The organism is Hydrophilobacter chitinilyticus (assembly GCF_049860745.1).
GTDB lineage: Bacteria > Pseudomonadota > Gammaproteobacteria > Burkholderiales > Burkholderiaceae_C > Rhodoferax_B.
The window spans coordinates 776,344-800,143 of the sequence record NZ_CP187561.1; the positions used below are offsets into that span (position 1 = coordinate 776,344).

Sequence of the window (23,800 nt, forward strand, 5' to 3'; positions counted from 1 at the left end):
GTTTGTTGTCAGTCGATGGATCGTGTAGTCGGGTTTTGGTTGTTTCGAGTGTTTTGGGTTCTAAAAAGAATTTAAAAAATAATTCGAAAGTAGCAAAAAATTCGGTATATAATTCGAGGCTCTGCTGATCACAGCGGTAGTCGAAAAAAGAAGTAAAGAGCGAGAGTTTTTTGGTTCTGGTTCCTTAAAAATATACAGCCGATAAGCGTGGGCGTTTGAGTGAGATTGCCAAGTTCTTCGGAACTAGTGCATAGCACTACAAACGCTCATGAAGATAGAAATATGTGAAATTCAGAAATGAAGTTCACGTTGATTCCAATTTATGAGTGGCCTCTGGTGGTAATAGTCAGGGGCGAAAAAATTCAAGATCGAACTATAGAGTTTGATCCTGGCTCAGATTGAACGCTGGCGGCATGCCTTACACATGCAAGTCGAACGGTAACAGGTCTTCGGATGCTGACGAGTGGCGAACGGGTGAGTAATACATCGGAACGTGCCCAATCGTGGGGGATAACGCAGCGAAAGCTGTGCTAATACCGCATAAGATCTAAGGATGAAAGCGGGGGATCGCAAGACCTCGCGCGAGTGGAGCGGCCGATGGCAGATTAGGTAGTTGGTGAGGTAAAGGCTCACCAAGCCTGCGATCTGTAGCTGGTCTGAGAGGACGACCAGCCACACTGGAACTGAGACACGGTCCAGACTCCTACGGGAGGCAGCAGTGGGGAATTTTGGACAATGGGCGCAAGCCTGATCCAGCAATGCCGCGTGCAGGATGAAGGCCTTCGGGTTGTAAACTGCTTTTGTACGGAACGAAAAGGTCCTTTCTAATACAAGGGGCCCATGACGGTACCGTAAGAATAAGCACCGGCTAACTACGTGCCAGCAGCCGCGGTAATACGTAGGGTGCGAGCGTTAATCGGAATTACTGGGCGTAAAGCGTGCGCAGGCGGTTATATAAGACAGTTGTGAAATCCCCGGGCTCAACCTGGGAACTGCATCTGTGACTGTATAGCTAGAGTACGGTAGAGGGGGATGGAATTCCGCGTGTAGCAGTGAAATGCGTAGATATGCGGAGGAACACCGATGGCGAAGGCAATCCCCTGGACCTGTACTGACGCTCATGCACGAAAGCGTGGGGAGCAAACAGGATTAGATACCCTGGTAGTCCACGCCCTAAACGATGTCAACTGGTTGTTGGGAATTCACTTTCTCAGTAACGAAGCTAACGCGTGAAGTTGACCGCCTGGGGAGTACGGCCGCAAGGTTGAAACTCAAAGGAATTGACGGGGACCCGCACAAGCGGTGGATGATGTGGTTTAATTCGATGCAACGCGAAAAACCTTACCCACCTTTGACATGTACGGAATTCGCCAGAGATGGCTTAGTGCTCGAAAGAGAACCGTAACACAGGTGCTGCATGGCTGTCGTCAGCTCGTGTCGTGAGATGTTGGGTTAAGTCCCGCAACGAGCGCAACCCTTGTCATTAGTTGCTACATTTAGTTGGGCACTCTAGTGAGACTGCCGGTGATAAACCGGAGGAAGGTGGGGATGACGTCAAGTCCTCATGGCCCTTATAGGTGGGGCTACACACGTCATACAATGGCTGGTACAAAGGGTTGCCAACCCGCGAGGGGGAGCTAATCCCATAAAACCAGTCGTAGTCCGGATCGCAGTCTGCAACTCGACTGCGTGAAGTCGGAATCGCTAGTAATCGTGGATCAGAATGTCACGGTGAATACGTTCCCGGGTCTTGTACACACCGCCCGTCACACCATGGGAGCGGGTTCTGCCAGAAGTAGTTAGCTTAACCGCAAGGAGGGCGATTACCACGGCAGGGTTCGTGACTGGGGTGAAGTCGTAACAAGGTAGCCGTATCGGAAGGTGCGGCTGGATCACCTCCTTTCTGGAAACTGCAATCAAATTTGAACGCCCACACTTATCGGTTGTTGGAAGGTAGTCGCTGACGACTGAAGATCTGGCAAGCAGCAGAATCGGTTGAATGCGACCGGCTCGGGTCTGTAGCTCAGTTGGTTAGAGCACCGTCTTGATAAGGCGGGGGTCGTTGGTTCGAGACCAACCAGACCCACCAATCCTCCAATGGCAAAGGGTTTCTTGGGGGTGTAGCTCACCTGGTAGAGCGGTTGCTTTGCAAGCAATAGGTAGCGGGTTCGAGTCCTGTCACCTCCACCAACAAACTTATAGAAGTCAACACCAAAGCAGCTTTGCAAAAGGCTGTTTTGTTGTTGATCAAGATCTCTTGATCAATCGGCTGTTCATTAAAAATTCATAGAGTTTAATCAGCGTTGCTGGTGGAAACTGCACATTCGTAAAGGTTTAGTGCAGACCGTGCCACCAGCGACAAATTTTTGATTGCGTCAAAACGAATATTCAGACTTTGGTCTAAATATTTAAACAATAAGCGAAAGCTTATTACGGCATAACGCGTTTGGTGAAAGACCAAACAATCATTCCTTGAAGATGACTTAGGTTTCGCAAGAAACGTCAAAGTTATAGGGTCAAGTGAATAAGAGCATGTGGTGGATGCCTTGGCAATGATAGGCGACGAAAGACGTGATAGCCTGCGATAAGCTTCGGGGAGCTGGCAAATTAGCTTTGATCCGGAGATTTCTGAATGGGGAAACCCACCCTTAGGGGTATCGCATGATGAATACATAGTCATGCGAGGCGAACCGGGTGAACTGAAACATCTCAGTAGCTCGAGGAAAAGACATCAACCGAGATTCCGAAAGTAGTGGCGAGCGAAATCGGAAAAGCCTGTTAGTGATAGCACGACTGTTAACGGAACGACCTGGAAAGGTTGGCCATAGTGGGTGATAGCCCCGTACGTGAAAACAGACGTGTGGTACTGAGCTAACGAAAAGTAGGGCGGGACACGAGAAATCCTGTCTGAATATGGGGGGACCATCCTCCAAGGCTAAATACTCATCATTGACCGATAGTGAACTAGTACCGTGAGGGAAAGGCGAAAAGAACCCCGGGAGGGGAGTGAAATAGATCCTGAAACCGCATGCTTACAAAAAGTAGGAGCCCGCAAGGGTGACTGCGTACCTTTTGTATAATGGGTCAGCGACTTACATTCAGTGGCAAGCTTAACCGAATAGGGAAGGCGTAGGGAAACCGAGTCCGAACAGGGCGTCTTAGTCGCTGGGTGTAGACCCGAAACCAAGTGAGCTATCCATGGCCAGGATGAAGGTGCCGTAACAGGTACTGGAGGTCCGAACCGACTAGTGTTGCAAAACTAGCGGATGAGCTGTGGATAGGGGTGAAAGGCTAAACAAACTTGGAAATAGCTGGTTCTCTCCGAAAACTATTTAGGTAGTGCCTCAAGTATTACCGTCGGGGGTAGAGCACTGTTTTGGCTAGGGGGTCATGGCGACTTACCAAACCAATGCAAACTCCGAATACCGACGAGTACAGCTTGGGAGACAGAGCACCGGGTGCTAACGTCCGGACTCAAGAGGGAAACAACCCAGACCGCCAGCTAAGGTCCCTAAAATTGGCTAAGTGGGAAACGAAGTGGGAAGGCTAAAACAGTCAGGATGTTGGCTTAGAAGCAGCCATCATTTAAAGAAAGCGTAATAGCTCACTGATCGAGTCGTCCTGCGCGGAAGATGTAACGGGGCTAAGCCAGTTACCGAAGCTGCGGATTTGCAATTTATTGCAAGTGGTAGGAGAGCGTTCTGTAAGCCTGTGAAGGTGCGTTGTAAAGCGTGCTGGAGGTATCAGAAGTGCGAATGCTGACATGAGTAGCGTTAAAGGGGGTGAAAAGCCCCCTCGCCGTAAGCGCAAGGTTTTCTACGCAACGTTCATCGGCGTAGAGTGAGTCGGCCCCTAAGGCGAGGCAGAGATGCGTAGTTGATGGGAAACAGGTCAATATTCCTGTACCGATGTGTAGTGCGATGTGGGGACGGAGAAGGTTAGCTCAGCCAACTGTTGGATATGTTGGTTCAAGCCTGTAGTCATGCCTGGTAGGCAAATCCGCCGGGCTTAGATGAGGGGTGATAACGAGGCTGCTTGCAGCCGAAGTGAGTGATACCCTGCTTCCAGGAAAAGCCACTAAGCTTCAGCTACACACGACCGTACCGCAAACCGACACTGGTGCGCGAGATGAGTATTCTAAGGCGCTTGAGAGAACTCAGGAGAAGGAACTCGGCAAATTGACACCGTAACTTCGGAAGAAGGTGTGCCTTTAGTAGGTGAAGTCCCTCGCGGATGGAGCCCAATGAGGTTGCAAAAAATCGGTGGCTGCGACTGTTTATTAAAAACACAGCACTCTGCAAACACGAAAGTGGACGTATAGGGTGTGACGCCTGCCCGGTGCTGGAAGATTAAATGATGGGGTGCAAGCTCTTGATTGAAGTCCCAGTAAACGGCGGCCGTAACTATAACGGTCCTAAGGTAGCGAAATTCCTTGTCGGGTAAGTTCCGACCTGCACGAATGGCGTAACGATGGCCACACTGTCTCCTCCTGAGACTCAGCGAAGTTGAAATGTTTGTGATGATGCAATCTCCCCGCGGAAAGACGGAAAGACCCCATGAACCTTTACTGTAGCTTTGTATTGGACTTTGAACAGATCTGTGTAGGATAGGTGGGAGGCTTTGAAGTGTGGTCGCTAGATCACATGGAGCCAACGTTGAAATACCACCCTGGTGTGTTTGAGGTTCTAACCTAGGTCCATTATCTGGATCGGGGACAGTGCATGGTAGGCAGTTTGACTGGGGCGGTCTCCTCCCAAAGCGTAACGGAGGAGTTCGAAGGTACGCTAGTTACGGTCGGACATCGTGACGATAGTGCAATGGCATAAGCGTGCTTAACTGCGAGACTGACAAGTCGAGCAGATGCGAAAGCAGGACATAGTGATCCGGTGGTTCTGTATGGAAGGGCCATCGCTCAACGGATAAAAGGTACTCTGGGGATAACAGGCTGATACCGCCCAAGAGTTCATATCGACGGCGGTGTTTGGCACCTCGATGTCGGCTCATCTCATCCTGGGGCTGTAGCCGGTCCCAAGGGTATGGCTGTTCGCCATTTAAAGAGGTACGTGAGCTGGGTTTAAAACGTCGTGAGACAGTTTGGTCCCTATCTTCCGTGGGCGCTGCAGATTTGAGGAAGCCTGCTCCTAGTACGAGAGGACCGGAGTGGACACACCTCTGGTGTATCGGTTGTCACGCCAGTGGCATTGCCGAGTAGCTAAGTGTGGAAGAGATAACCGCTGAAAGCATCTAAGCGGGAAACTCGTTTCAAGATGAGATCTGCCGGGGCCTTGAGCCCCCTAAAGAGTCGTTCAAGACCAGGACGTTGATAGGTCAGGTGTGGAAGCGCAGTAATGCGTTAAGCTAACTGATACTAATTGCTCGTGCGGCTTGACCCTATAACTTTGATCGTCAGATCAAGGTGTTATGCCAAGTTGACGCATTCAAAATACCAACCGGTATGCTGCAAAAGCTAACCCGGTGCTGATTAAATCTCTATGAATTCGCTGTCCTGACATGTGTCAGAGCAGCAAACAGTTATGCCTGATGACCATAGCGAGTTGGTCCCACTCCTTCCCATCCCGAACAGGACAGTGAAACGACTCCGCGCCGATGATAGTGCGGGTTCCCGTGTGAAAGTAGGTCATCGTCAGGCTATTATCTAGAAACGCCCAGCTCGAAAGAGTTGGGCGCTTCCCAAAAGATTTTTGGTAAGTCTTCTGGAAAGCGCAAAATGCGTGTCATAATTCGAGGCTCTGCTGATCACAGCGGTAGTCGAAAAAAGAAGTAAAGAGCGAGAGTTTTTTGGTTCTGGTTCCTTAAAAATATACAGCCGATAAGCGTGGGCGTTTGAGTGAGATTGCCAAGTTCTTCGGAACTAGTGCATAGCACTACAAACGCTCATGAAGATAGAAATATGTGAAATTCAGAAATGAAGTTCACGTTGATTCCAATTTATGAGTGGCCTCTGGTGGTAATAGTCAGGGGCGAAAAAATTCAAGATCGAACTATAGAGTTTGATCCTGGCTCAGATTGAACGCTGGCGGCATGCCTTACACATGCAAGTCGAACGGTAACAGGTCTTCGGATGCTGACGAGTGGCGAACGGGTGAGTAATACATCGGAACGTGCCCAATCGTGGGGGATAACGCAGCGAAAGCTGTGCTAATACCGCATAAGATCTAAGGATGAAAGCGGGGGATCGCAAGACCTCGCGCGAGTGGAGCGGCCGATGGCAGATTAGGTAGTTGGTGAGGTAAAGGCTCACCAAGCCTGCGATCTGTAGCTGGTCTGAGAGGACGACCAGCCACACTGGAACTGAGACACGGTCCAGACTCCTACGGGAGGCAGCAGTGGGGAATTTTGGACAATGGGCGCAAGCCTGATCCAGCAATGCCGCGTGCAGGATGAAGGCCTTCGGGTTGTAAACTGCTTTTGTACGGAACGAAAAGGTCCTTTCTAATACAAGGGGCCCATGACGGTACCGTAAGAATAAGCACCGGCTAACTACGTGCCAGCAGCCGCGGTAATACGTAGGGTGCGAGCGTTAATCGGAATTACTGGGCGTAAAGCGTGCGCAGGCGGTTATATAAGACAGTTGTGAAATCCCCGGGCTCAACCTGGGAACTGCATCTGTGACTGTATAGCTAGAGTACGGTAGAGGGGGATGGAATTCCGCGTGTAGCAGTGAAATGCGTAGATATGCGGAGGAACACCGATGGCGAAGGCAATCCCCTGGACCTGTACTGACGCTCATGCACGAAAGCGTGGGGAGCAAACAGGATTAGATACCCTGGTAGTCCACGCCCTAAACGATGTCAACTGGTTGTTGGGAATTCACTTTCTCAGTAACGAAGCTAACGCGTGAAGTTGACCGCCTGGGGAGTACGGCCGCAAGGTTGAAACTCAAAGGAATTGACGGGGACCCGCACAAGCGGTGGATGATGTGGTTTAATTCGATGCAACGCGAAAAACCTTACCCACCTTTGACATGTACGGAATTCGCCAGAGATGGCTTAGTGCTCGAAAGAGAACCGTAACACAGGTGCTGCATGGCTGTCGTCAGCTCGTGTCGTGAGATGTTGGGTTAAGTCCCGCAACGAGCGCAACCCTTGTCATTAGTTGCTACATTTAGTTGGGCACTCTAGTGAGACTGCCGGTGATAAACCGGAGGAAGGTGGGGATGACGTCAAGTCCTCATGGCCCTTATAGGTGGGGCTACACACGTCATACAATGGCTGGTACAAAGGGTTGCCAACCCGCGAGGGGGAGCTAATCCCATAAAACCAGTCGTAGTCCGGATCGCAGTCTGCAACTCGACTGCGTGAAGTCGGAATCGCTAGTAATCGTGGATCAGAATGTCACGGTGAATACGTTCCCGGGTCTTGTACACACCGCCCGTCACACCATGGGAGCGGGTTCTGCCAGAAGTAGTTAGCTTAACCGCAAGGAGGGCGATTACCACGGCAGGGTTCGTGACTGGGGTGAAGTCGTAACAAGGTAGCCGTATCGGAAGGTGCGGCTGGATCACCTCCTTTCTGGAAACTGCAATCAAATTTGAACGCCCACACTTATCGGTTGTTGGAAGGTAGTCGCTGACGACTGAAGATCTGGCAAGCAGCAGAATCGGTTGAATGCGACCGGCTCGGGTCTGTAGCTCAGTTGGTTAGAGCACCGTCTTGATAAGGCGGGGGTCGTTGGTTCGAGACCAACCAGACCCACCAATCCTCCAATGGCAAAGGGTTTCTTGGGGGTGTAGCTCACCTGGTAGAGCGGTTGCTTTGCAAGCAATAGGTAGCGGGTTCGAGTCCTGTCACCTCCACCAACAAACTTATAGAAGTCAACACCAAAGCAGCTTTGCAAAAGGCTGTTTTGTTGTTGATCAAGATCTCTTGATCAATCGGCTGTTCATTAAAAATTCATAGAGTTTAATCAGCGTTGCTGGTGGAAACTGCACATTCGTAAAGGTTTAGTGCAGACCGTGCCACCAGCGACAAATTTTTGATTGCGTCAAAACGAATATTCAGACTTTGGTCTAAATATTTAAACAATAAGCGAAAGCTTATTACGGCATAACGCGTTTGGTGAAAGACCAAACAATCATTCCTTGAAGATGACTTAGGTTTCGCAAGAAACGTCAAAGTTATAGGGTCAAGTGAATAAGAGCATGTGGTGGATGCCTTGGCAATGATAGGCGACGAAAGACGTGATAGCCTGCGATAAGCTTCGGGGAGCTGGCAAATTAGCTTTGATCCGGAGATTTCTGAATGGGGAAACCCACCCTTAGGGGTATCGCATGATGAATACATAGTCATGCGAGGCGAACCGGGTGAACTGAAACATCTCAGTAGCTCGAGGAAAAGACATCAACCGAGATTCCGAAAGTAGTGGCGAGCGAAATCGGAAAAGCCTGTTAGTGATAGCACGACTGTTAACGGAACGACCTGGAAAGGTTGGCCATAGTGGGTGATAGCCCCGTACGTGAAAACAGACGTGTGGTACTGAGCTAACGAAAAGTAGGGCGGGACACGAGAAATCCTGTCTGAATATGGGGGGACCATCCTCCAAGGCTAAATACTCATCATTGACCGATAGTGAACTAGTACCGTGAGGGAAAGGCGAAAAGAACCCCGGGAGGGGAGTGAAATAGATCCTGAAACCGCATGCTTACAAAAAGTAGGAGCCCGCAAGGGTGACTGCGTACCTTTTGTATAATGGGTCAGCGACTTACATTCAGTGGCAAGCTTAACCGAATAGGGAAGGCGTAGGGAAACCGAGTCCGAACAGGGCGTCTTAGTCGCTGGGTGTAGACCCGAAACCAAGTGAGCTATCCATGGCCAGGATGAAGGTGCCGTAACAGGTACTGGAGGTCCGAACCGACTAGTGTTGCAAAACTAGCGGATGAGCTGTGGATAGGGGTGAAAGGCTAAACAAACTTGGAAATAGCTGGTTCTCTCCGAAAACTATTTAGGTAGTGCCTCAAGTATTACCGTCGGGGGTAGAGCACTGTTTTGGCTAGGGGGTCATGGCGACTTACCAAACCAATGCAAACTCCGAATACCGACGAGTACAGCTTGGGAGACAGAGCACCGGGTGCTAACGTCCGGACTCAAGAGGGAAACAACCCAGACCGCCAGCTAAGGTCCCTAAAATTGGCTAAGTGGGAAACGAAGTGGGAAGGCTAAAACAGTCAGGATGTTGGCTTAGAAGCAGCCATCATTTAAAGAAAGCGTAATAGCTCACTGATCGAGTCGTCCTGCGCGGAAGATGTAACGGGGCTAAGCCAGTTACCGAAGCTGCGGATTTGCAATTTATTGCAAGTGGTAGGAGAGCGTTCTGTAAGCCTGTGAAGGTGCGTTGTAAAGCGTGCTGGAGGTATCAGAAGTGCGAATGCTGACATGAGTAGCGTTAAAGGGGGTGAAAAGCCCCCTCGCCGTAAGCGCAAGGTTTTCTACGCAACGTTCATCGGCGTAGAGTGAGTCGGCCCCTAAGGCGAGGCAGAGATGCGTAGTTGATGGGAAACAGGTCAATATTCCTGTACCGATGTGTAGTGCGATGTGGGGACGGAGAAGGTTAGCTCAGCCAACTGTTGGATATGTTGGTTCAAGCCTGTAGTCATGCCTGGTAGGCAAATCCGCCGGGCTTAGATGAGGGGTGATAACGAGGCTGCTTGCAGCCGAAGTGAGTGATACCCTGCTTCCAGGAAAAGCCACTAAGCTTCAGCTACACACGACCGTACCGCAAACCGACACTGGTGCGCGAGATGAGTATTCTAAGGCGCTTGAGAGAACTCAGGAGAAGGAACTCGGCAAATTGACACCGTAACTTCGGAAGAAGGTGTGCCTTTAGTAGGTGAAGTCCCTCGCGGATGGAGCCCAATGAGGTTGCAAAAAATCGGTGGCTGCGACTGTTTATTAAAAACACAGCACTCTGCAAACACGAAAGTGGACGTATAGGGTGTGACGCCTGCCCGGTGCTGGAAGATTAAATGATGGGGTGCAAGCTCTTGATTGAAGTCCCAGTAAACGGCGGCCGTAACTATAACGGTCCTAAGGTAGCGAAATTCCTTGTCGGGTAAGTTCCGACCTGCACGAATGGCGTAACGATGGCCACACTGTCTCCTCCTGAGACTCAGCGAAGTTGAAATGTTTGTGATGATGCAATCTCCCCGCGGAAAGACGGAAAGACCCCATGAACCTTTACTGTAGCTTTGTATTGGACTTTGAACAGATCTGTGTAGGATAGGTGGGAGGCTTTGAAGTGTGGTCGCTAGATCACATGGAGCCAACGTTGAAATACCACCCTGGTGTGTTTGAGGTTCTAACCTAGGTCCATTATCTGGATCGGGGACAGTGCATGGTAGGCAGTTTGACTGGGGCGGTCTCCTCCCAAAGCGTAACGGAGGAGTTCGAAGGTACGCTAGTTACGGTCGGACATCGTGACGATAGTGCAATGGCATAAGCGTGCTTAACTGCGAGACTGACAAGTCGAGCAGATGCGAAAGCAGGACATAGTGATCCGGTGGTTCTGTATGGAAGGGCCATCGCTCAACGGATAAAAGGTACTCTGGGGATAACAGGCTGATACCGCCCAAGAGTTCATATCGACGGCGGTGTTTGGCACCTCGATGTCGGCTCATCTCATCCTGGGGCTGTAGCCGGTCCCAAGGGTATGGCTGTTCGCCATTTAAAGAGGTACGTGAGCTGGGTTTAAAACGTCGTGAGACAGTTTGGTCCCTATCTTCCGTGGGCGCTGCAGATTTGAGGAAGCCTGCTCCTAGTACGAGAGGACCGGAGTGGACACACCTCTGGTGTATCGGTTGTCACGCCAGTGGCATTGCCGAGTAGCTAAGTGTGGAAGAGATAACCGCTGAAAGCATCTAAGCGGGAAACTCGTTTCAAGATGAGATCTGCCGGGGCCTTGAGCCCCCTAAAGAGTCGTTCAAGACCAGGACGTTGATAGGTCAGGTGTGGAAGCGCAGTAATGCGTTAAGCTAACTGATACTAATTGCTCGTGCGGCTTGACCCTATAACTTTGATCGTCAGATCAAGGTGTTATGCCAAGTTGACGCATTCAAAATACCAACCGGTATGCTGCAAAAGCTAACCCGGTGCTGATTAAATCTCTATGAATTCGCTGTCCTGACATGTGTCAGAGCAGCAAACAGTTATGCCTGATGACCATAGCGAGTTGGTCCCACTCCTTCCCATCCCGAACAGGACAGTGAAACGACTCCGCGCCGATGATAGTGCGGGTTCCCGTGTGAAAGTAGGTCATCGTCAGGCTATTATCTAGAAACGCCCCAGTCCCCAAAGGACTGGGGCGTTTTGCTTTGCGGCCACACGGCTTGAAACGCCACCGCATAGGCAGACATAAACACAAGCGCAGTGACAGCACGAAGGCTCTCTCGTCCCCGGCAGGCATATACCCCCGACGCCCGTCACAGCTCGCCTGACACGCGCCGCCCAAAAGCCCTATAGTGGCTCCTCCACACAAGGCAGGCCGGGTGTCCAGACCCGCAGCCCACCCAACAGGAGGCAACTTGAAGCAGGACAACTCATCCACTCTCGCTCCAGCACGCTTCGGCAGCGGCCAGCTACCTCACTCAAACGGTCGATCACTTCGCTTCAGGCTGCAAACGGATTTGAAAAGCACTTGCCTATCAACTAGCATGCGCTGAACCAAGCCAATTTTCAGCAACTACTATGTCTAACCAATTAGGCCTTTTCGGTGATGACGAGAAACCGCGAGAGTTCGAGTTGGACCGCCTGGGAAATCCAGAGGCGCTTACAGGCTATTCGCTGTATTTCGCAATTTTCCCGACCGAGTCGGACGCTAAGCGGATCGCGCATGTTATCGAGCGCGTGCGTGAAGCCCATGGACTGAAAGGCAAGCCGTTCCCGGCTGAACGACTGCATATCTCTTTGCAAGCCATTACGCAGGTTGAGGTGCCGATTCTTCAATCGACCGTGGATGCGGCATGTGCGGCAGCGGCGCGCGTGGTGTGTCCGTCACTGCCTATCACTTTCGACAGCGCTGCACTCTTCAGCAACGAAAAGGCGGCCTGTGTGTTTCGCTGCGATAAAGAAAGTGCTCAACGCATCGCGCCACTGCGGAAACAGCTGGGCGCAAGATTAAGCGACGTAGGATTTCGTCACGAGGCGTCCTCAACACCACACATGACGATGCTGTATGACGACCCGCGACATGCTTTTGAGGAGTCCATTCCACCGCTCAACTGGACGGCAACTCGTTTTGCATTGATCTTGAGCCATCTCGGGGCGACTCACCACCAATGGGTTGCACAGTGGCCACTGACAGGGCGGACAACAAACTAGCGACTCTCCTGAGCGTGCCTTCAAGCACCGCCAGTGTTGAATACAGACGTGCTCTGACTTAGCCGACTGGCTTGCTCACGCATGCTCTCTGCGGCGGCAGATGATTGTTCTACAAGCGCTGCGTTCTGTTGTGTCATCTGATCGAGCTGACTGATCGCTTGGTTGGCCCGGGCGATCTCGTCGCTTTGATGTGCAGACGCGCTGGCAATGCCGTCGATCAAGCTCGCCACGCGTTGCACGGCGCTTTCAATTTCTTTCATCGACGCGCCGGCCGCCTGCACGTGTTTAGCGCCGTCAGCCACTTCTTGGGTGGATTGGCTGATGAGGCTTTTGATGTCTTTGGCCGCTGCTGCCGAACGTTGCGCGAGGCTGCGGACTTCGGACGCTACGACCGCAAACCCGCGCCCCTGTTCACCCGCGCGCGCCGCTTCTACGGCAGCGTTCAGTGCCAGGATGTTGGTTTGAAATGCAATGCTGTCGATCAGGCTCGTGATGTCAACGATTTTGCTGGCACTGGCATCAATGGCCTGCATCGTGGCAACGACTTCAGCGACGACCTCGCCGCCCTTGGTGGCTGCGTTTGAGGCAGAGGCCGCTAGGTCATTGGCTGCGTTGGCGGATGTCGCAGTCTGGCCAATGCCAGTCGTCAATTGCGCCATGGCTGCAGCGGTTTGCTGCAGACTCGACGCCGTCTGCTCGGTACGTGTCGACAAATCCAAATTGCCACTGGCAATTTCAGCGCTAGTTTGGTTGATGGTGCGGGTGGCTGCTTGCACTTCATGCACGGCGCCGTTGATACGGGTGAGGGCATCCTTCAGGCGTGCAGAGGTGGTACCCGCCGCGAAATTGCGACCACTGGTGTCGAGGTGAATGTGTTCATCGGCCGTGAGCTGCTCGACCAGGTCGACGAGTTGCACCTGCTCCACGGCGCGTTGCTGCATGCGCACGGCAATCAGCACCTGAAACGCTGTTTGCACGATCACGTAACCTGCGTGAACCAGCACACGGCTGAAGCTCGGCTCAGTGAGGCAATACACGCCCATGCCAGAGAACTGCAGGCGGTCGAACAGGACGTGGTGCACCGCGATTACTGCCGCCCCGGTGACGATCGGAGCCCAGTGCCGGTACACCAGCAAGAAAGCCAAGGAGACGAATACGCCGAAGTGGTATTCCAGCATGCCGCGTGCAAGCTGGATGTGCAGCGCCACCATGACCATGGTGGCCACCGCCATGGTGTGCGCGCAGAAGGTAGAGCCGCCAAAACGTGCTTGCACCAACAGCACTAAAACCAGGACCGGTAATGCAACACCCAACGCCAGCCCGGTGTCGCCCCATTGCAGGCCGATGGCAATGGCTACCAGGACCTGCAGCACGATGGCACCGACCATGATGCGATCTGCCTCACGCCAGGCCGTTTCTCGCCAAGATGTTTTGCGAGGCGTGAACATCAGGGCCGAAGCACCCCCAAGCGGGGACGCGCTGGAAATCTGAGTGGCTGTGGTCATAGCGCAGTTCCGATCTATGGCGGATGAGCGTTGAAATGCCTCCTAGCCTGCGTATGTGAATAGGGCACTATCTGATCACACGCAGTCAAGGCTTTTCGGTTCGCGGCGTCTCTGGGTTGAGGTGTCTCAGAATATCTATCGACGCGCCAACACGCAAACTTGACCCTGGGGAATCTACTCGTCTGGGCTAACTTTGTGCTTTGAAATGAAATGCGCTGTTAACGCCCTACGAATATGCACAAGCAGCTATTGTTTTAAGTACTTTTAGGGGCAAGCAGCCCAGCCAGATCGGCCCAGCCTGTCAGCATCAGCCTGGCGCCGGCCGTGTTCGTGGCACAGGCTACGTTGTGCACATCGCAGGCGCGCACCAACGCGTTGATATCGGGTTCGTGCGGCTGCGACGTCATCGGGTCGCGCAGAAAAATCACTGCGTCTACTTGGCCCATGGACAAACGTGCGCCGATTTGCAAATCGCCCCCCAGCGGGCCACTCAGCAAGCATTCCACCTCGAGCCCCAGTTCGCGTTGCAAGCGGCCACCCGTAGTGCCTGTGGCCATGAGTGTGCAAGACTGGAGATAGGGCAAAAACTCGGCCGCGAGTTGCAGCATGTCGTTCTTCTTGCCGTCGTGGGCGATGAGTGCGAGGTTCATGCGGGCGATCTTATCGCGTGGCATTCGCGCAGGCTTGCTTCCTATCGCTTCGAACAGCCTGCAAGCCACACCACGGTACCGCGGTTGTGATTTCTCCGCGCAACAAACGTTTCGGCGTTACGCTGCACAACGTAGGCAGCAGCTAGATCTGATGACCTCACTGACCCTTGCCAAAAGGAGCTAGTCGATGAACGTAGCGCCCGACATTGACCTGGATCACCTCCGCACCTGGGTTGGCCGCACCGAGGTGTTGGACGACCTGCTGTCCCCATGGACGGCCAGTGCACTCGCCGCCACTTTGCGGGATGCCACCGCGCCTTGGCAAATAGGTGACGTGCTGCCGCCGCTGTGGCACTGGTGCTACTTCTTGCCTACTGCCGCCCAAGATCAACTCGGGGCCGACGGGCACATGGCGCGGGGCCATTTTCTGCCGTCCGTGCCCTTGCCCCGGCGCATGTGGGCGGGCAGTCGCTTAGAGTTCCTGGCTCCGCTGAGCCTGGGGTTGCCGGCGCGCAAAACCTCGCGTGTGGCCTCTGTGGATTTGAAGCACGGGCGGCATGGCCCGCTGCTCTTTGTGCAGGTGGTCCATGAAATCCATCATCCGCAGGGGCAACTGCTGCTGCGCGATACACACGACATCGTTTACCGCGCAGCCGCCAAACCCGGCGAGGCCGCCGCCATGCAGTTGCCGCCAGAAAACCCGGTGTGGACACAGGAGCATCACCCGCAAGAGACGCTGTTGTTCCGCTACTCGGCGCTGACCTTCAACAGCCACCGCATCCACTACGACTACCCCTACGCCACGCAAGAAGAGGGTTACGCCCATCTCGTGGTGCATGGGCCGCTGATCGCCACCTTGCTGTTGGAAGCTGCACAGTTGCACAACCCCGGTAGGCGGGTGGTGAGCTTCGAATTCAGAGCCGTTCGGCCGCTGGTGTGTCACCAACTGCTGCGCTTACGGGGGCATGTGGCTGACGCCGATGGCCGCCTGATGCTGTGGGCCGAAGATGCCCAGGGCTGGCTGTTGATGCAGGCCGAGGCAAGGTTAGGAGCCACGACCTCCCCGTAATGCTATCGAGTTGCTAGCTGCTTGCGCAGCGCCAATGCGCTTGATCGGTCTACTTTTCTTAAATCAGCAGGAACCTTTTGCTGCCGCAGGCGCTCCGTTGAGAGGCCGCTTCATTCGAAATGTGCACTTTCCATGACCCTGTTCACCACCAAGAGGAATTGAGATCCATGCTCCTGAGCCGTACCGTCACGCGTTTTGTTTTTGTTCTGTTCGTTGGTCTGTTGACGGTTTTAGGAGGTGCCGCTCACGCGCGCGAGATGGTGAGCATCAAAGGCAAGGTGGTCAACCTGCGCACCGCGCCAAGCCCACGTGCGACTGTGGCTTGGGAGCTGCAGCGAGGCTACCCGTTGGAGGTGTTGCAGCGCAAGGGCGACTGGTTGCTGGTGCGTGATTTTGAAAATGACCGCGGCTGGATTGCGCGCAACACCGCCGCCAAAACGCCGCACCATGTCGTCAAGGCTCAAGTCGCCAACCTGCGCAGCAGCCCAAACGAACGTAGCCGAGTGGTGGGCAAGGCGCAGCACTTGGAGGTGTTGCGCACGCTGCAAAAGAAGGGCGCATGGGTGCAAGTACAACGCAGCAACGGCCAGAAGGCGTGGGTGTCCAAAAGCTTGCTGTGGGGGTGGTGATGCATCAACGCTAGATTGATTTGGCGTATGCACGTCTCTAATCAAAATGAAACTTGTTTCAATTGTTGAATAAAGATGTATCGCAACCCTACAATGCTCGTTTGGTGCCACAACGGCCGTTCCAGCAAGGAGCTTGCGTTTGCGTTCAGAATCACCAGCGTATCGTGCCGACCCAGTTGCCGATGGCGTCATCTCCGAAATCCTGGGCCCCTGTGTGCCCAGCGCCCTCGCACTCAAGGCCACCGACTGGGTGCATGCCTGTGCCGACCAATGGGCGCACATCGAGCAAGTCAACCGCTGCATCGCCACCTGGACCAGCAACGCTGATTTGCAAGGTTGGCAACCGCCAGCAGGCATAGAGCCACATGTGGGTGTGGCGCTGCAGCGCTACCTGGCCACCGGCCTGCAATTGCCCGATTGGGCCGACCCCGCGCGCATCCACAAGGCCGAAGAAACTTTCATGGACTATGGCGCGCTCTCTTGCGTGCTGCTGTTCTGTTCAAGCCTGCCCGAATGCTACGTGGTGCCCGACCTCGCCTCTGTGCTGCACGAAACCGGCCAGTTGGAAAAGCGCACCGAGTACCGCATCCGGTCGACGGCCGCGATGATCTTTCCCGTGATGATGCACGGCGGTTTGACGCTGGGCTCTGGTGGCGGCGTGGCCCAAGTGCTGAAGGTGCGGCTGATCCACGCCATGGTGCGCCACCTGATCCTGCACGACAGCCCCGAGGCCGCGCTGGCATCTCCTGCACACGGCAACGTGGCGTCGCTCGACGTCAAGCCCCAAGACATGTACCAGGCGCTGTTTGCCCGCGGCTGGGTGGCAGACGACAACGGTCTGCCGTGCAACCAGCAAGAATTGGCCTACACGCTGCTGACCTTCGGCTATGTGTTTCTGCGCAGCATGCGCCGCCTGGGTGTTGGTTTGACCCAACAGGACGAAGAGGCCTATCTGCACGCCTGGAACGTGGTGGGGCATGTGCTGGGCATCGAGCGTGGCCTGATGGCGGAGACCATGGCTGACGCGGAAAAGCTGTTCACCCAATTCCAGACCGAGGGCACGGCTCGCACCTTGACGCCAGACCCGCGCCCGCCGTTGGCGCAGGCGCTGATCAACACCATGAAAGACGCCATTCCGTGGCGACTGGCCAGCGCCTTCCCCGTGCTGATGACTGGCTATCTGTGTGGCCGCAAAACCATGAAGGCACTGGGCTTGACCGGGCCTGTGGCGTTTGCATCGTGGGCCGCTTTTGTGCTGTTGATGTGGCTGATTCGCGGTTTTGATTGGCTGGTGCGGCTGGTGGTGCCGACGTTCTCGGTGTCGCGTTTCCTGTCGCGTGTGGTGGGCTACCAGTTGCTCACCAAAATTCTGATGGACCAGACCCGCCCGTTGAAGCTGCCAGATGCATTGCTTAACCAAGTCGGCGGCATGGTGGATGGCTGGGGCACTGACCCCAAGGCGCCCAAGTGGGTCAACACGCTGGAAGACCGGTTGACCACGCCTGGTGGCTGGGCCACTCCTGCCTCCGCCACTGCTACCGCAACGGAGCAGGTCGCACGATGATGGTTAGCCTGCGACCAGCTTCGGTACTTGCTTATCTTTTTGCGGCTTGGCTGGCGTTGTGCCTGCTCGTGCCGGCACAGGCAGCAACGCCCACGCCCGCACCGATCGCGGATGCGTTGCTTTTGCACGCGGACAGCAGCCGCATCGACGTGTGGCCCAACGTCTCGGTGTTTGCCGACGTCCAGCGCGAGCACAGTATCCGCACCCTGATCGATGCGCCGCAGCTCTTCACGCCACCGACCACGGCGCATTCCACGCTGGGGCTGCGCAAAGAGCCCGTGTGGTTCAAGGTGCCGCTGCGCATGGCGGTAAACGCCAGCCCGCTGTGGGTGCTGGAGCTGGACTACGCGGTGCTCAACCGCATCGACGTGTACCTGGTGCAAAACCGCGTGGTGCTCAGCCACAGTCTGTTGGGCAATCTGCAAACCTACACCGGCACCGAGCGGGTGGGCCGCTCGCACGCCACCATGCTGCACCTCGATCCAGGGCAAGAGTACGAGTTGTTTGTGCGTGTGGAGACGGCGGGCTCGATGATTGTGCCGATGACGTTGAACACGCCCGCGTCGTACATGCAGCACGCGCTGGGCGAGCAAATGTTGCAGGGCCTGATGGTGGGCCTGTCGCTCTGCCTGGTGGTCTACAGCCTCACCAACTGGTTTGGCCTGCGCGACCCGATCTTCTTGAAGTACGCCTTGCTGGTGCTCGGCGGCCTACTGTTTTCGATGCTGCAGTTTGGCGTGGGGGCGCAGTTTGTGTGGACGGGCAGCCGGTGGATGGAAACCCACATGGCAGTGATCTCCGCGCTGATGTCAGCGTGTGCGTTCTTCCTGTTTTTTGAACACGTGTTGTTCGGCCCGGACGCCCCGCGCTACTTCTCGCCGCTGATGAAGATTGGCGCGGGCTTGACCGTGGTGGTCATGCTGGCCCATGCCCTTGACCTCATCAACACCCAGACCAGCAGCAACATCGTCGGCGTGCTGGGTCTGTTCCCCACGCTGGTGGCGCTGCCGGTGGCGGTGCGCGGCATGCGCCGTGGCAACACGCTGGGCATCTACGTGGTGCTTGGCGCCTTGCTGTACTTTGCGGCGGTGATCACCATGACCGGCGTGATCTTCGGCCGCATTCCGCTGACATTCTGGACGCAGCATTCGGTGCAAATGGCCACGCTGCTCGACACCGTGTTGCTGATGCGCCTGCTGAGCCTGCGCTCACGCGAAATGCGCCGAGCAGCCGAGCAGGCGAGTGAAGAGCGAGATGCGATGCGCTCCTTGGCGCACGCCGATCCGCTCACCGGCCTGCCAAATCGCCGTGGCCTGAACACCGCGCTCACAGCGGCACTGCCGCACAGCGGTGCGGGCAAGTTTTTGGCGGTGTTTGTGCTGGACCTGGATGGCTTCAAGCCCATCAACGACCAATACGGCCACGATGTGGGCGACGAGTTGTTGGTCGAGGTGTCCAAGCGCCTGCAACACATGGTGCGCAGCTCCGACATCGTGGCCCGCGTGGGCGGTGATGAGTTTGTGGTGATGGCCAGCGGCCTGCACAAACTGGAGCAGGCCAGCGAGTTGGGTCACAAGCTGCTGGAAGCGTTCCATGCGCCGTTCCAACTGGCCCACCACCGCTGCATGGTGGGACTGACCATTGGTTATGCCGTGGCGCCGCTCGACGGCAATGATGCCAAGACGCTGCTGAAGCTGGCGGACGCGAGCATGTACCAGGGCAAGCAAGACGGCAAACATTGCCTGCGTCGCTTGGACCATGGCAAGCTGGGCTTGGCGGTGAACGAACTGGGCAACACTGCGACGGCGTAAAAGCCGTGAGCCCCTCCGATGGCAGGAGCCTTAGCGAGCGGTCTTGTCAGCGGTCCAGATGCGGCTCGCCTAATGGCGAGGGGCGCGTGACCACCGGCGGCTCCCAAGGCTCGTGGGCCACGCTACGCAAGCGCAAGCCCATGAAGAGCAGCAGCACGCCGAACACCATCACATAACAAGCCGTGAGCCACACCAGCGCGACGGCACCAGCGGCGGGGTCGAGCAGCATGGCTGCACCAAACAGCACCGACACGGCACCCGACAGGATCAGCATCCACTCACCGCGCATCGACTTGCGCACGCGCAAGGCCGCCACGATCTGAAAAATGCCGATGGCCAGCGACCAGCAGGCGACGAAGAGCACGAGTGTCGCGGCGGTCACGCCGGGCCAGGTGAAGGTGATCAGGCCAGCCGCCACCCCCAGCACCCCGACGATCGCCAACGACCACCAGGGGCGGTTCTGCTCGCGAATCTGGTAGGCCGTGACGAGAGTGATCAGGCCGTCGACCAGCGCGTAGACGCCCCAGCACAGCGCCAAAATCTCAAGTGTTTGCACAGGCAACACAAATGCCAGCAGGCTCAAAACGATGGCGGCCAAGCCGCGAATCACGATCCAATGCCACTGGCGGCTCATCTGCATCAAAAAATAGTCACGTTGCATGGCTAGTCCTGGAAGGTCGTCTATGGTGCACTTTGCGCGCAGTTCACATCGACTTTGCCACGTAATTTGGTTTTTTCAAAGTGTTTTGGTTGATGGCGCTATGTTGGGGTGTATGCAACTTGCACTCGCCAAGCCTGTTGCAGGTGTATGAAAAATTTCGAATCACTTGGACGAACCGGCGAAAAAATAACTGGTAAATAAAGGGAAAACCCTTATATTGAGGGGATGCCGTCCTCTGCCCCCAATCCACCCTCTTTGCCGGCCTCAAATCCGCCCTCGGCGTCGCGCGGCGAAGCGAGTGGATCGGCGCTGACCAGTTTGTTTGCAGCGACGAAGAACACCGCCCGGGCCGCCCCGGTAATGGTGCCGGTGCGTACCCTGGGGCCGGCGCATCGCGAGCGCATCGCGCAGCATTTGTTAGCGCTCGATGCACGCGACCGTTACTTGCGCTTTGGCTACCCTGCCAGCGACGAGCAGGTGCGGCGTTATGTCGATGGCATCAACTTCGGCGCGGACGACGTGTTCGGTATTTACAACCGCCAACTCACGTTGATTGCGGTGGCGCACCTGGCTTTCACTGTGAACGCGGACCTGTCTGCCGGTGCCGAGTTTGGTGTTTCGGTGTCGCCACATGCGCGTGGTCGCGGCTATGGTGCACGGCTGTTCGAGCGTGCGGCGCGGCATGCGCGCAATGAAGGCGTGGAGGTCATGCATATCCACGCGCTGAGTGAAAACCGCGCCATGCTCAACATCGCTCGCAATGCCGGCGCCACTGTGGAGCGCCATGGTTCCGAGGCTGAAGCCTTCTTGCGCCTGCCACCCGCCACCCTCGACAGCCGTGTTTCCGCCATCGTCGAAGAGCACTTGGCTTTTACCGACTACCGACTCAAAGCCCAGGCGCAGCAGCTTCGTCGGTTTTTTGGCGGATTCCAGTCACCATAAGGATTGCAGGCGTGTGACAGGCCTGCGCAAAACCCGCGTGGCCTGACTACATACCGTCAAGTATTCCGCCTCTGGCGGTGCCAATCCGCTATCCTTACGCTTCCTCAACAACCGCACGTCCTGCAACTTCGTCTGTGTCAGACCCTTATCCCGCGCGCTCCTCGGCCTTACCAGACCGGGAAGACAAGCGCAGTTTTCTGCAAAAATTGGCCGAATTCATCCACCCCGGGCCCGACTCGCGGGCGGAGCTGATCGAAACACTGGCCGAAGCTGAAAACAACGACGTCATCGGAGCCGAATCGCGCGTCATGCTCGAAGGCGTGCTCCGTATGGCAGACCAGACTGCAGGCGACGTGATGGTGGCAGCCACACGCATGGACTGCCTCAGCATCGACGCCCCCTACGAGGCGCTGTTGCACCAAGTCATCGACACCGCGCACTCGCGTTTTCCGGTGTTTGAAGGCGAAAAAGAAAACATCATCGGCATCTTGCTGGCCAAAGACTTGCTGAAGCTGCAGCGCGCGCCCGAGCTGAATTTACGCGCCTTGTTGCGCCCGGCGGTGTTTGTGCCCGAGTCCAAAGGCCTAAACGATTTGCTGCGCGAGTTTCGCGGCAACCGCAACCACTTGGCCATCGTGATCGACGAATTCGGCCGCGTGGCCGGGCTCATCACCATCGAAGACGTGCTGGAGCAAATCGTCGGCGAGATCGAAGACGAGTTCGATATTGCCGAAGACGAGGGCGATATCTTTGGCCTGGCCGACCGCACCTACCGCGTCAGCGGCGATACACCGATTGAGCGCGTTAACGAAGCGTTTGGCGTGCACATCACCAGCTCCGACCCCGAAGACGAGTTCGACACCATTGGCGGCCTGATTTCGCACGAGATGGGCCACGTGCCCAAGCGCGGCGAACACGTGGCGCTGGCTGGGCTGAACTTTGTGGTGCTGCACAACAAGGGCGGCGCCGTGCGTTGGTTCAAAGTGTCGCCGGTGCAGGACGCCGATCTCTCCGGTTGATGCGCAAGTTGTTCGCGCCTAGCCGGCAGGGCGCGCCGGGTTTGATGGCTGGCTGGGTCTCTTGGCTTGCTGCTGTTGTGGCCGGTCTGGCTCAGGCCGCTTCGATTGCCAATCCGTTCGACGGCCAGCCGGTGTGGTGGCTGCAAATCTTGTCGATGGCCGGCCTAGTGGCGCTGCTCGAAGCCAGCCCCACGCCACGCGCGGCTGCATTGCGCGGCTGGTTTTTTGCCACGGCCTGGCTCACCGGCACTTTCTGGTGGCTCTATATCTCGATGCACACCTACGGCGGGCTGGCTGCGCCTTTGACGGTGCTGGCCGTGGTGGGCTTGGCGGCAACGCTGGCGTTGTATTACGCTGTTGTTTCTGGGCTTTTTAAGGCTTTAACGCCCGACAGTAGTGCTGCGCGAGCTATTGTTTTTGCAAGCCTATGGTTGTTGGCCGAATTGGCGCGCGGCGTGTGGTTCACCGGCTTTCCGTGGGGCGCTGGCGGCTACGCGCATCTAGATGGCCTGGGTGTGTTGGCGCGCTACATCGGTGTGTACGGCATTGGCTGGGTGGCGTGTGTGGTGGCGAGTTTGTTGGTGGCCACCGTGGCAGGCCGACAACGTAACGCAACAAACAAAAATGGGCCAGCGATCGCACTGTTCGGCGTGTTTGTGTTGCTGGCCGTGGCCTCGCGCTTTGCAGAACCACTGAGCAAGCAAGAAGTTGCCGCCACCAACGACCGGCTGCAAATCACCCTGCTGCAAGGCAACATTCCCCAGGACGAAAAGTTTGAGCAAGGCACCGGCGTGGTCACCGCGCTGCAGTGGTATGGCGAGCAATTGGGCGCCGCGCGCACCCCGCTGGTGGTAGCGCCCGAAACCGCGCTGCCGGTGCTGCCGCAGCAGTTACCACCGGGTTACTGGCAGTCGATGGAAACACGTTTTGCCACGGGCGAACAAACCGCTATGCTGGGCCTGCCGCTGGGCAACCACCGCGACGGCTACACCAACGCGGTGATGGGCTTTCAGCCCGGCGTGACCGAGCACTACACCTACGCCAAGCACCATCTCGTGCCGTTTGGCGAGTTCATTCCGCCGCTGTTCAAGTGGTTCACCGAGATGATGAACATCCCGTTGGGTGATTTCAACCGGGGCGCGGTGGGCCAAGCCTCTTTGGCCGTGCACGGCCAGCGCCTGGCGCCCAACATTTGCTACGAAGATTTGTTTGGAGAAGAACTCGGCGCGCGGTTTATTGACCCGGCGCAGGCGCCGACCATCTTCGTCAACTTCAGCAACATCGGCTGGTTTGGCGACTCACTGGCGATTGACCAGCACTTGAGCATTTCGCGCATGCGGGCGCTGGAGTTTGAGCGCCCCATGATCCGCGCCACCAACACCGGCGCCACCGCCATCATCGACCACCACGGCCGTGTGACGCAGCAGCTGCCACGCCTCACGCGCGATGTGTTGGTGGGCGAAGTGCAAGGCCGCGGTCTGTCGGCTGAGACCGGCTGGCAGATCACGCCGTTCGCCTGGTGGGTTTCGCGCTTTGGGCTTTGGCCGCTGTGGGCGCTGGGCGTGTTGGGTTTGCTGCTGGGTGTGGTGAGCCGACGCAAGCTAAGCTGATACGCGCC

The 23,800-nt window shown here is 55.9% G+C and carries 11 protein-coding genes, 4 tRNA genes and 6 rRNA genes; 18 read left to right on the plus strand and 3 right to left on the minus strand.

The window, feature by feature from the left end; all coding sequences use genetic code 11:
- Positions 1-370 precede the first annotated feature (370 nt).
- The 11 genes from ACPWMG_RS03715 (at position 371) to ACPWMG_RS03765 (ending at position 12,332) form a co-directional block, all read left to right on the plus strand.
- Positions 371-1,903 (plus strand): 16S ribosomal RNA (locus ACPWMG_RS03715).
- Between the two features lie 109 nt (positions 1,904-2,012).
- Positions 2,013-2,089, plus strand: a tRNA-Ile gene (locus ACPWMG_RS03720).
- Between the two features lie 25 nt (positions 2,090-2,114).
- Positions 2,115-2,190 (plus strand) — tRNA-Ala (locus ACPWMG_RS03725).
- Positions 2,191-2,514: 324 nt separating this feature from the next.
- A 23S ribosomal RNA gene (locus tag ACPWMG_RS03730) occupies positions 2,515-5,393 on the plus strand.
- A gap of 144 nt (positions 5,394-5,537) precedes the next feature.
- Positions 5,538-5,650: ribosomal RNA gene (gene rrf / locus ACPWMG_RS03735) — 5S ribosomal RNA — on the plus strand.
- Positions 5,651-5,999: 349 nt separating this feature from the next.
- Positions 6,000-7,532, plus strand: a 16S ribosomal RNA gene (locus ACPWMG_RS03740).
- Positions 7,533-7,641: 109 nt separating this feature from the next.
- A tRNA-Ile gene (locus tag ACPWMG_RS03745) sits at positions 7,642-7,718 on the plus strand.
- A 25-nt stretch (positions 7,719-7,743) separates the two neighbouring features.
- Positions 7,744-7,819, plus strand: a tRNA-Ala gene (locus ACPWMG_RS03750).
- A gap of 324 nt (positions 7,820-8,143) precedes the next feature.
- Positions 8,144-11,022 (plus strand): 23S ribosomal RNA (locus ACPWMG_RS03755).
- A 144-nt stretch (positions 11,023-11,166) separates the two neighbouring features.
- A 5S ribosomal RNA gene (gene rrf / locus ACPWMG_RS03760) occupies positions 11,167-11,279 on the plus strand.
- The 16S, 23S and 5S rRNA genes sit together here with 4 tRNA genes alongside, the layout of an rRNA operon.
- A gap of 420 nt (positions 11,280-11,699) precedes the next feature.
- On the plus strand, positions 11,700-12,332 hold the full coding sequence (locus ACPWMG_RS03765) for a 2'-5' RNA ligase family protein (protein ID WP_483303323.1): 633 nt from the start codon (positions 11,700-11,702) through the stop codon (positions 12,330-12,332).
- 20 nt (positions 12,333-12,352) lie between these two features.
- On the opposite strand, the gene ACPWMG_RS03770 is transcribed toward ACPWMG_RS03765, so the two are convergent.
- Together ACPWMG_RS03770 and ACPWMG_RS03775 are read right to left on the minus strand one after the other, a co-directional pair.
- On the minus strand, positions 12,353-13,837 hold the full coding sequence (locus tag ACPWMG_RS03770) for a methyl-accepting chemotaxis protein (protein WP_483303324.1): 1,485 nt from the start codon (positions 13,835-13,837) through the stop codon (positions 12,353-12,355).
- Between the two features lie 254 nt (positions 13,838-14,091).
- Entirely contained in the window at positions 14,092-14,487 is a 396-nt protein-coding gene (locus ACPWMG_RS03775) for a methylglyoxal synthase (RefSeq protein WP_483303325.1), read from the minus strand.
- Positions 14,488-14,674: 187 nt separating this feature from the next.
- Here ACPWMG_RS03775 and ACPWMG_RS03780 point away from each other — a divergent pair, with 187 nt between their 5' ends.
- The 4 genes from ACPWMG_RS03780 (at position 14,675) to ACPWMG_RS03795 (ending at position 19,560) form a co-directional block, all read left to right on the plus strand.
- Positions 14,675-15,556 carry an HTD2 family dehydratase gene (locus ACPWMG_RS03780; protein ID WP_483303326.1) on the plus strand — a complete coding sequence of 294 codons (882 nt, stop codon included), beginning with the start codon at positions 14,675-14,677 and terminating at the stop codon, positions 15,554-15,556.
- A gap of 167 nt (positions 15,557-15,723) precedes the next feature.
- Positions 15,724-16,185 (plus strand): SH3 domain-containing protein, encoded by a 462-nt coding sequence (locus ACPWMG_RS03785; RefSeq protein ID WP_483303327.1) that lies wholly within the window; start codon positions 15,724-15,726, stop codon positions 16,183-16,185.
- Between the two features lie 139 nt (positions 16,186-16,324).
- Complete coding sequence (locus tag ACPWMG_RS03790) at positions 16,325-17,749, plus strand: oxygenase MpaB family protein (protein ID WP_483303328.1); 1,425 nt, start codon at positions 16,325-16,327, stop codon at positions 17,747-17,749.
- A complete protein-coding gene (locus ACPWMG_RS03795) occupies positions 17,746-19,560 on the plus strand; it encodes a diguanylate cyclase domain-containing protein (protein ID WP_483303329.1) in 1,815 nt (604 codons plus the stop codon). The genes ACPWMG_RS03790 and ACPWMG_RS03795 overlap by 4 nt, the downstream gene beginning before the upstream one ends.
- 46 nt (positions 19,561-19,606) lie before the next feature.
- Here ACPWMG_RS03795 and ACPWMG_RS03800 read toward each other — a convergent pair whose 3' ends face one another.
- Positions 19,607-20,221, minus strand: a complete 615-nt coding sequence (locus ACPWMG_RS03800) for an HdeD family acid-resistance protein (RefSeq protein ID WP_483303330.1) — start codon at positions 20,219-20,221, stop codon at positions 19,607-19,609.
- 225 nt (positions 20,222-20,446) lie between these two features.
- Here ACPWMG_RS03800 and ACPWMG_RS03805 point away from each other — a divergent pair, with 225 nt between their 5' ends.
- The 3 genes from ACPWMG_RS03805 to lnt all read left to right on the plus strand — a co-directional run bounded on the left by ACPWMG_RS03805 (position 20,447) and on the right by lnt (position 23,792).
- Positions 20,447-21,163, plus strand: coding sequence for a GNAT family N-acetyltransferase (locus tag ACPWMG_RS03805; RefSeq protein ID WP_483303331.1), 717 nt, complete (start codon positions 20,447-20,449; stop codon positions 21,161-21,163).
- A gap of 134 nt (positions 21,164-21,297) precedes the next feature.
- The gene (locus ACPWMG_RS03810) at positions 21,298-22,182 is read left to right on the plus strand and encodes an HlyC/CorC family transporter (protein WP_483303332.1); all 885 of its coding nucleotides are present in this window, start codon (positions 21,298-21,300) and stop codon (positions 22,180-22,182) included.
- Positions 22,183-22,226: 44 nt separating this feature from the next.
- The gene (gene lnt / locus ACPWMG_RS03815) at positions 22,227-23,792 is read left to right on the plus strand and encodes an apolipoprotein N-acyltransferase (protein ID WP_483305169.1); all 1,566 of its coding nucleotides are present in this window, start codon (positions 22,227-22,229) and stop codon (positions 23,790-23,792) included.
- Positions 23,793-23,800 lie beyond the last annotated feature (8 nt).

Bases quoted from the DNA above. Each gene is read 5' to 3' on its own strand.
- ACPWMG_RS03805 (WP_483303331.1), top strand. From the start codon at position 20,447: ATGCCGTCCTCTGCCCCCAATCCACCCTCTTTGCCGGCCTCAAATCCG.
- lnt (WP_483305169.1), top strand. From the start codon at position 22,227: ATGGCTGGCTGGGTCTCTTGGCTTGCTGCTGTTGTGGCCGGTCTGGCT.
- ACPWMG_RS03780 (WP_483303326.1), top strand. From the start codon at position 14,675: ATGAACGTAGCGCCCGACATTGACCTGGATCACCTCCGCACCTGGGTT.
- ACPWMG_RS03785 (WP_483303327.1), top strand. From the start codon at position 15,724: ATGCTCCTGAGCCGTACCGTCACGCGTTTTGTTTTTGTTCTGTTCGTT.
- ACPWMG_RS03770 (WP_483303324.1), bottom strand. From the start codon at position 13,837: ATGACCACAGCCACTCAGATTTCCAGCGCGTCCCCGCTTGGGGGTGCT.
- ACPWMG_RS03800 (WP_483303330.1), bottom strand. From the start codon at position 20,221: ATGCAACGTGACTATTTTTTGATGCAGATGAGCCGCCAGTGGCATTGG.
- ACPWMG_RS03795 (WP_483303329.1), top strand. From the start codon at position 17,746: ATGATGGTTAGCCTGCGACCAGCTTCGGTACTTGCTTATCTTTTTGCG.
- ACPWMG_RS03765 (WP_483303323.1), top strand. From the start codon at position 11,700: ATGTCTAACCAATTAGGCCTTTTCGGTGATGACGAGAAACCGCGAGAG.
- ACPWMG_RS03775 (WP_483303325.1), bottom strand. From the start codon at position 14,487: ATGAACCTCGCACTCATCGCCCACGACGGCAAGAAGAACGACATGCTG.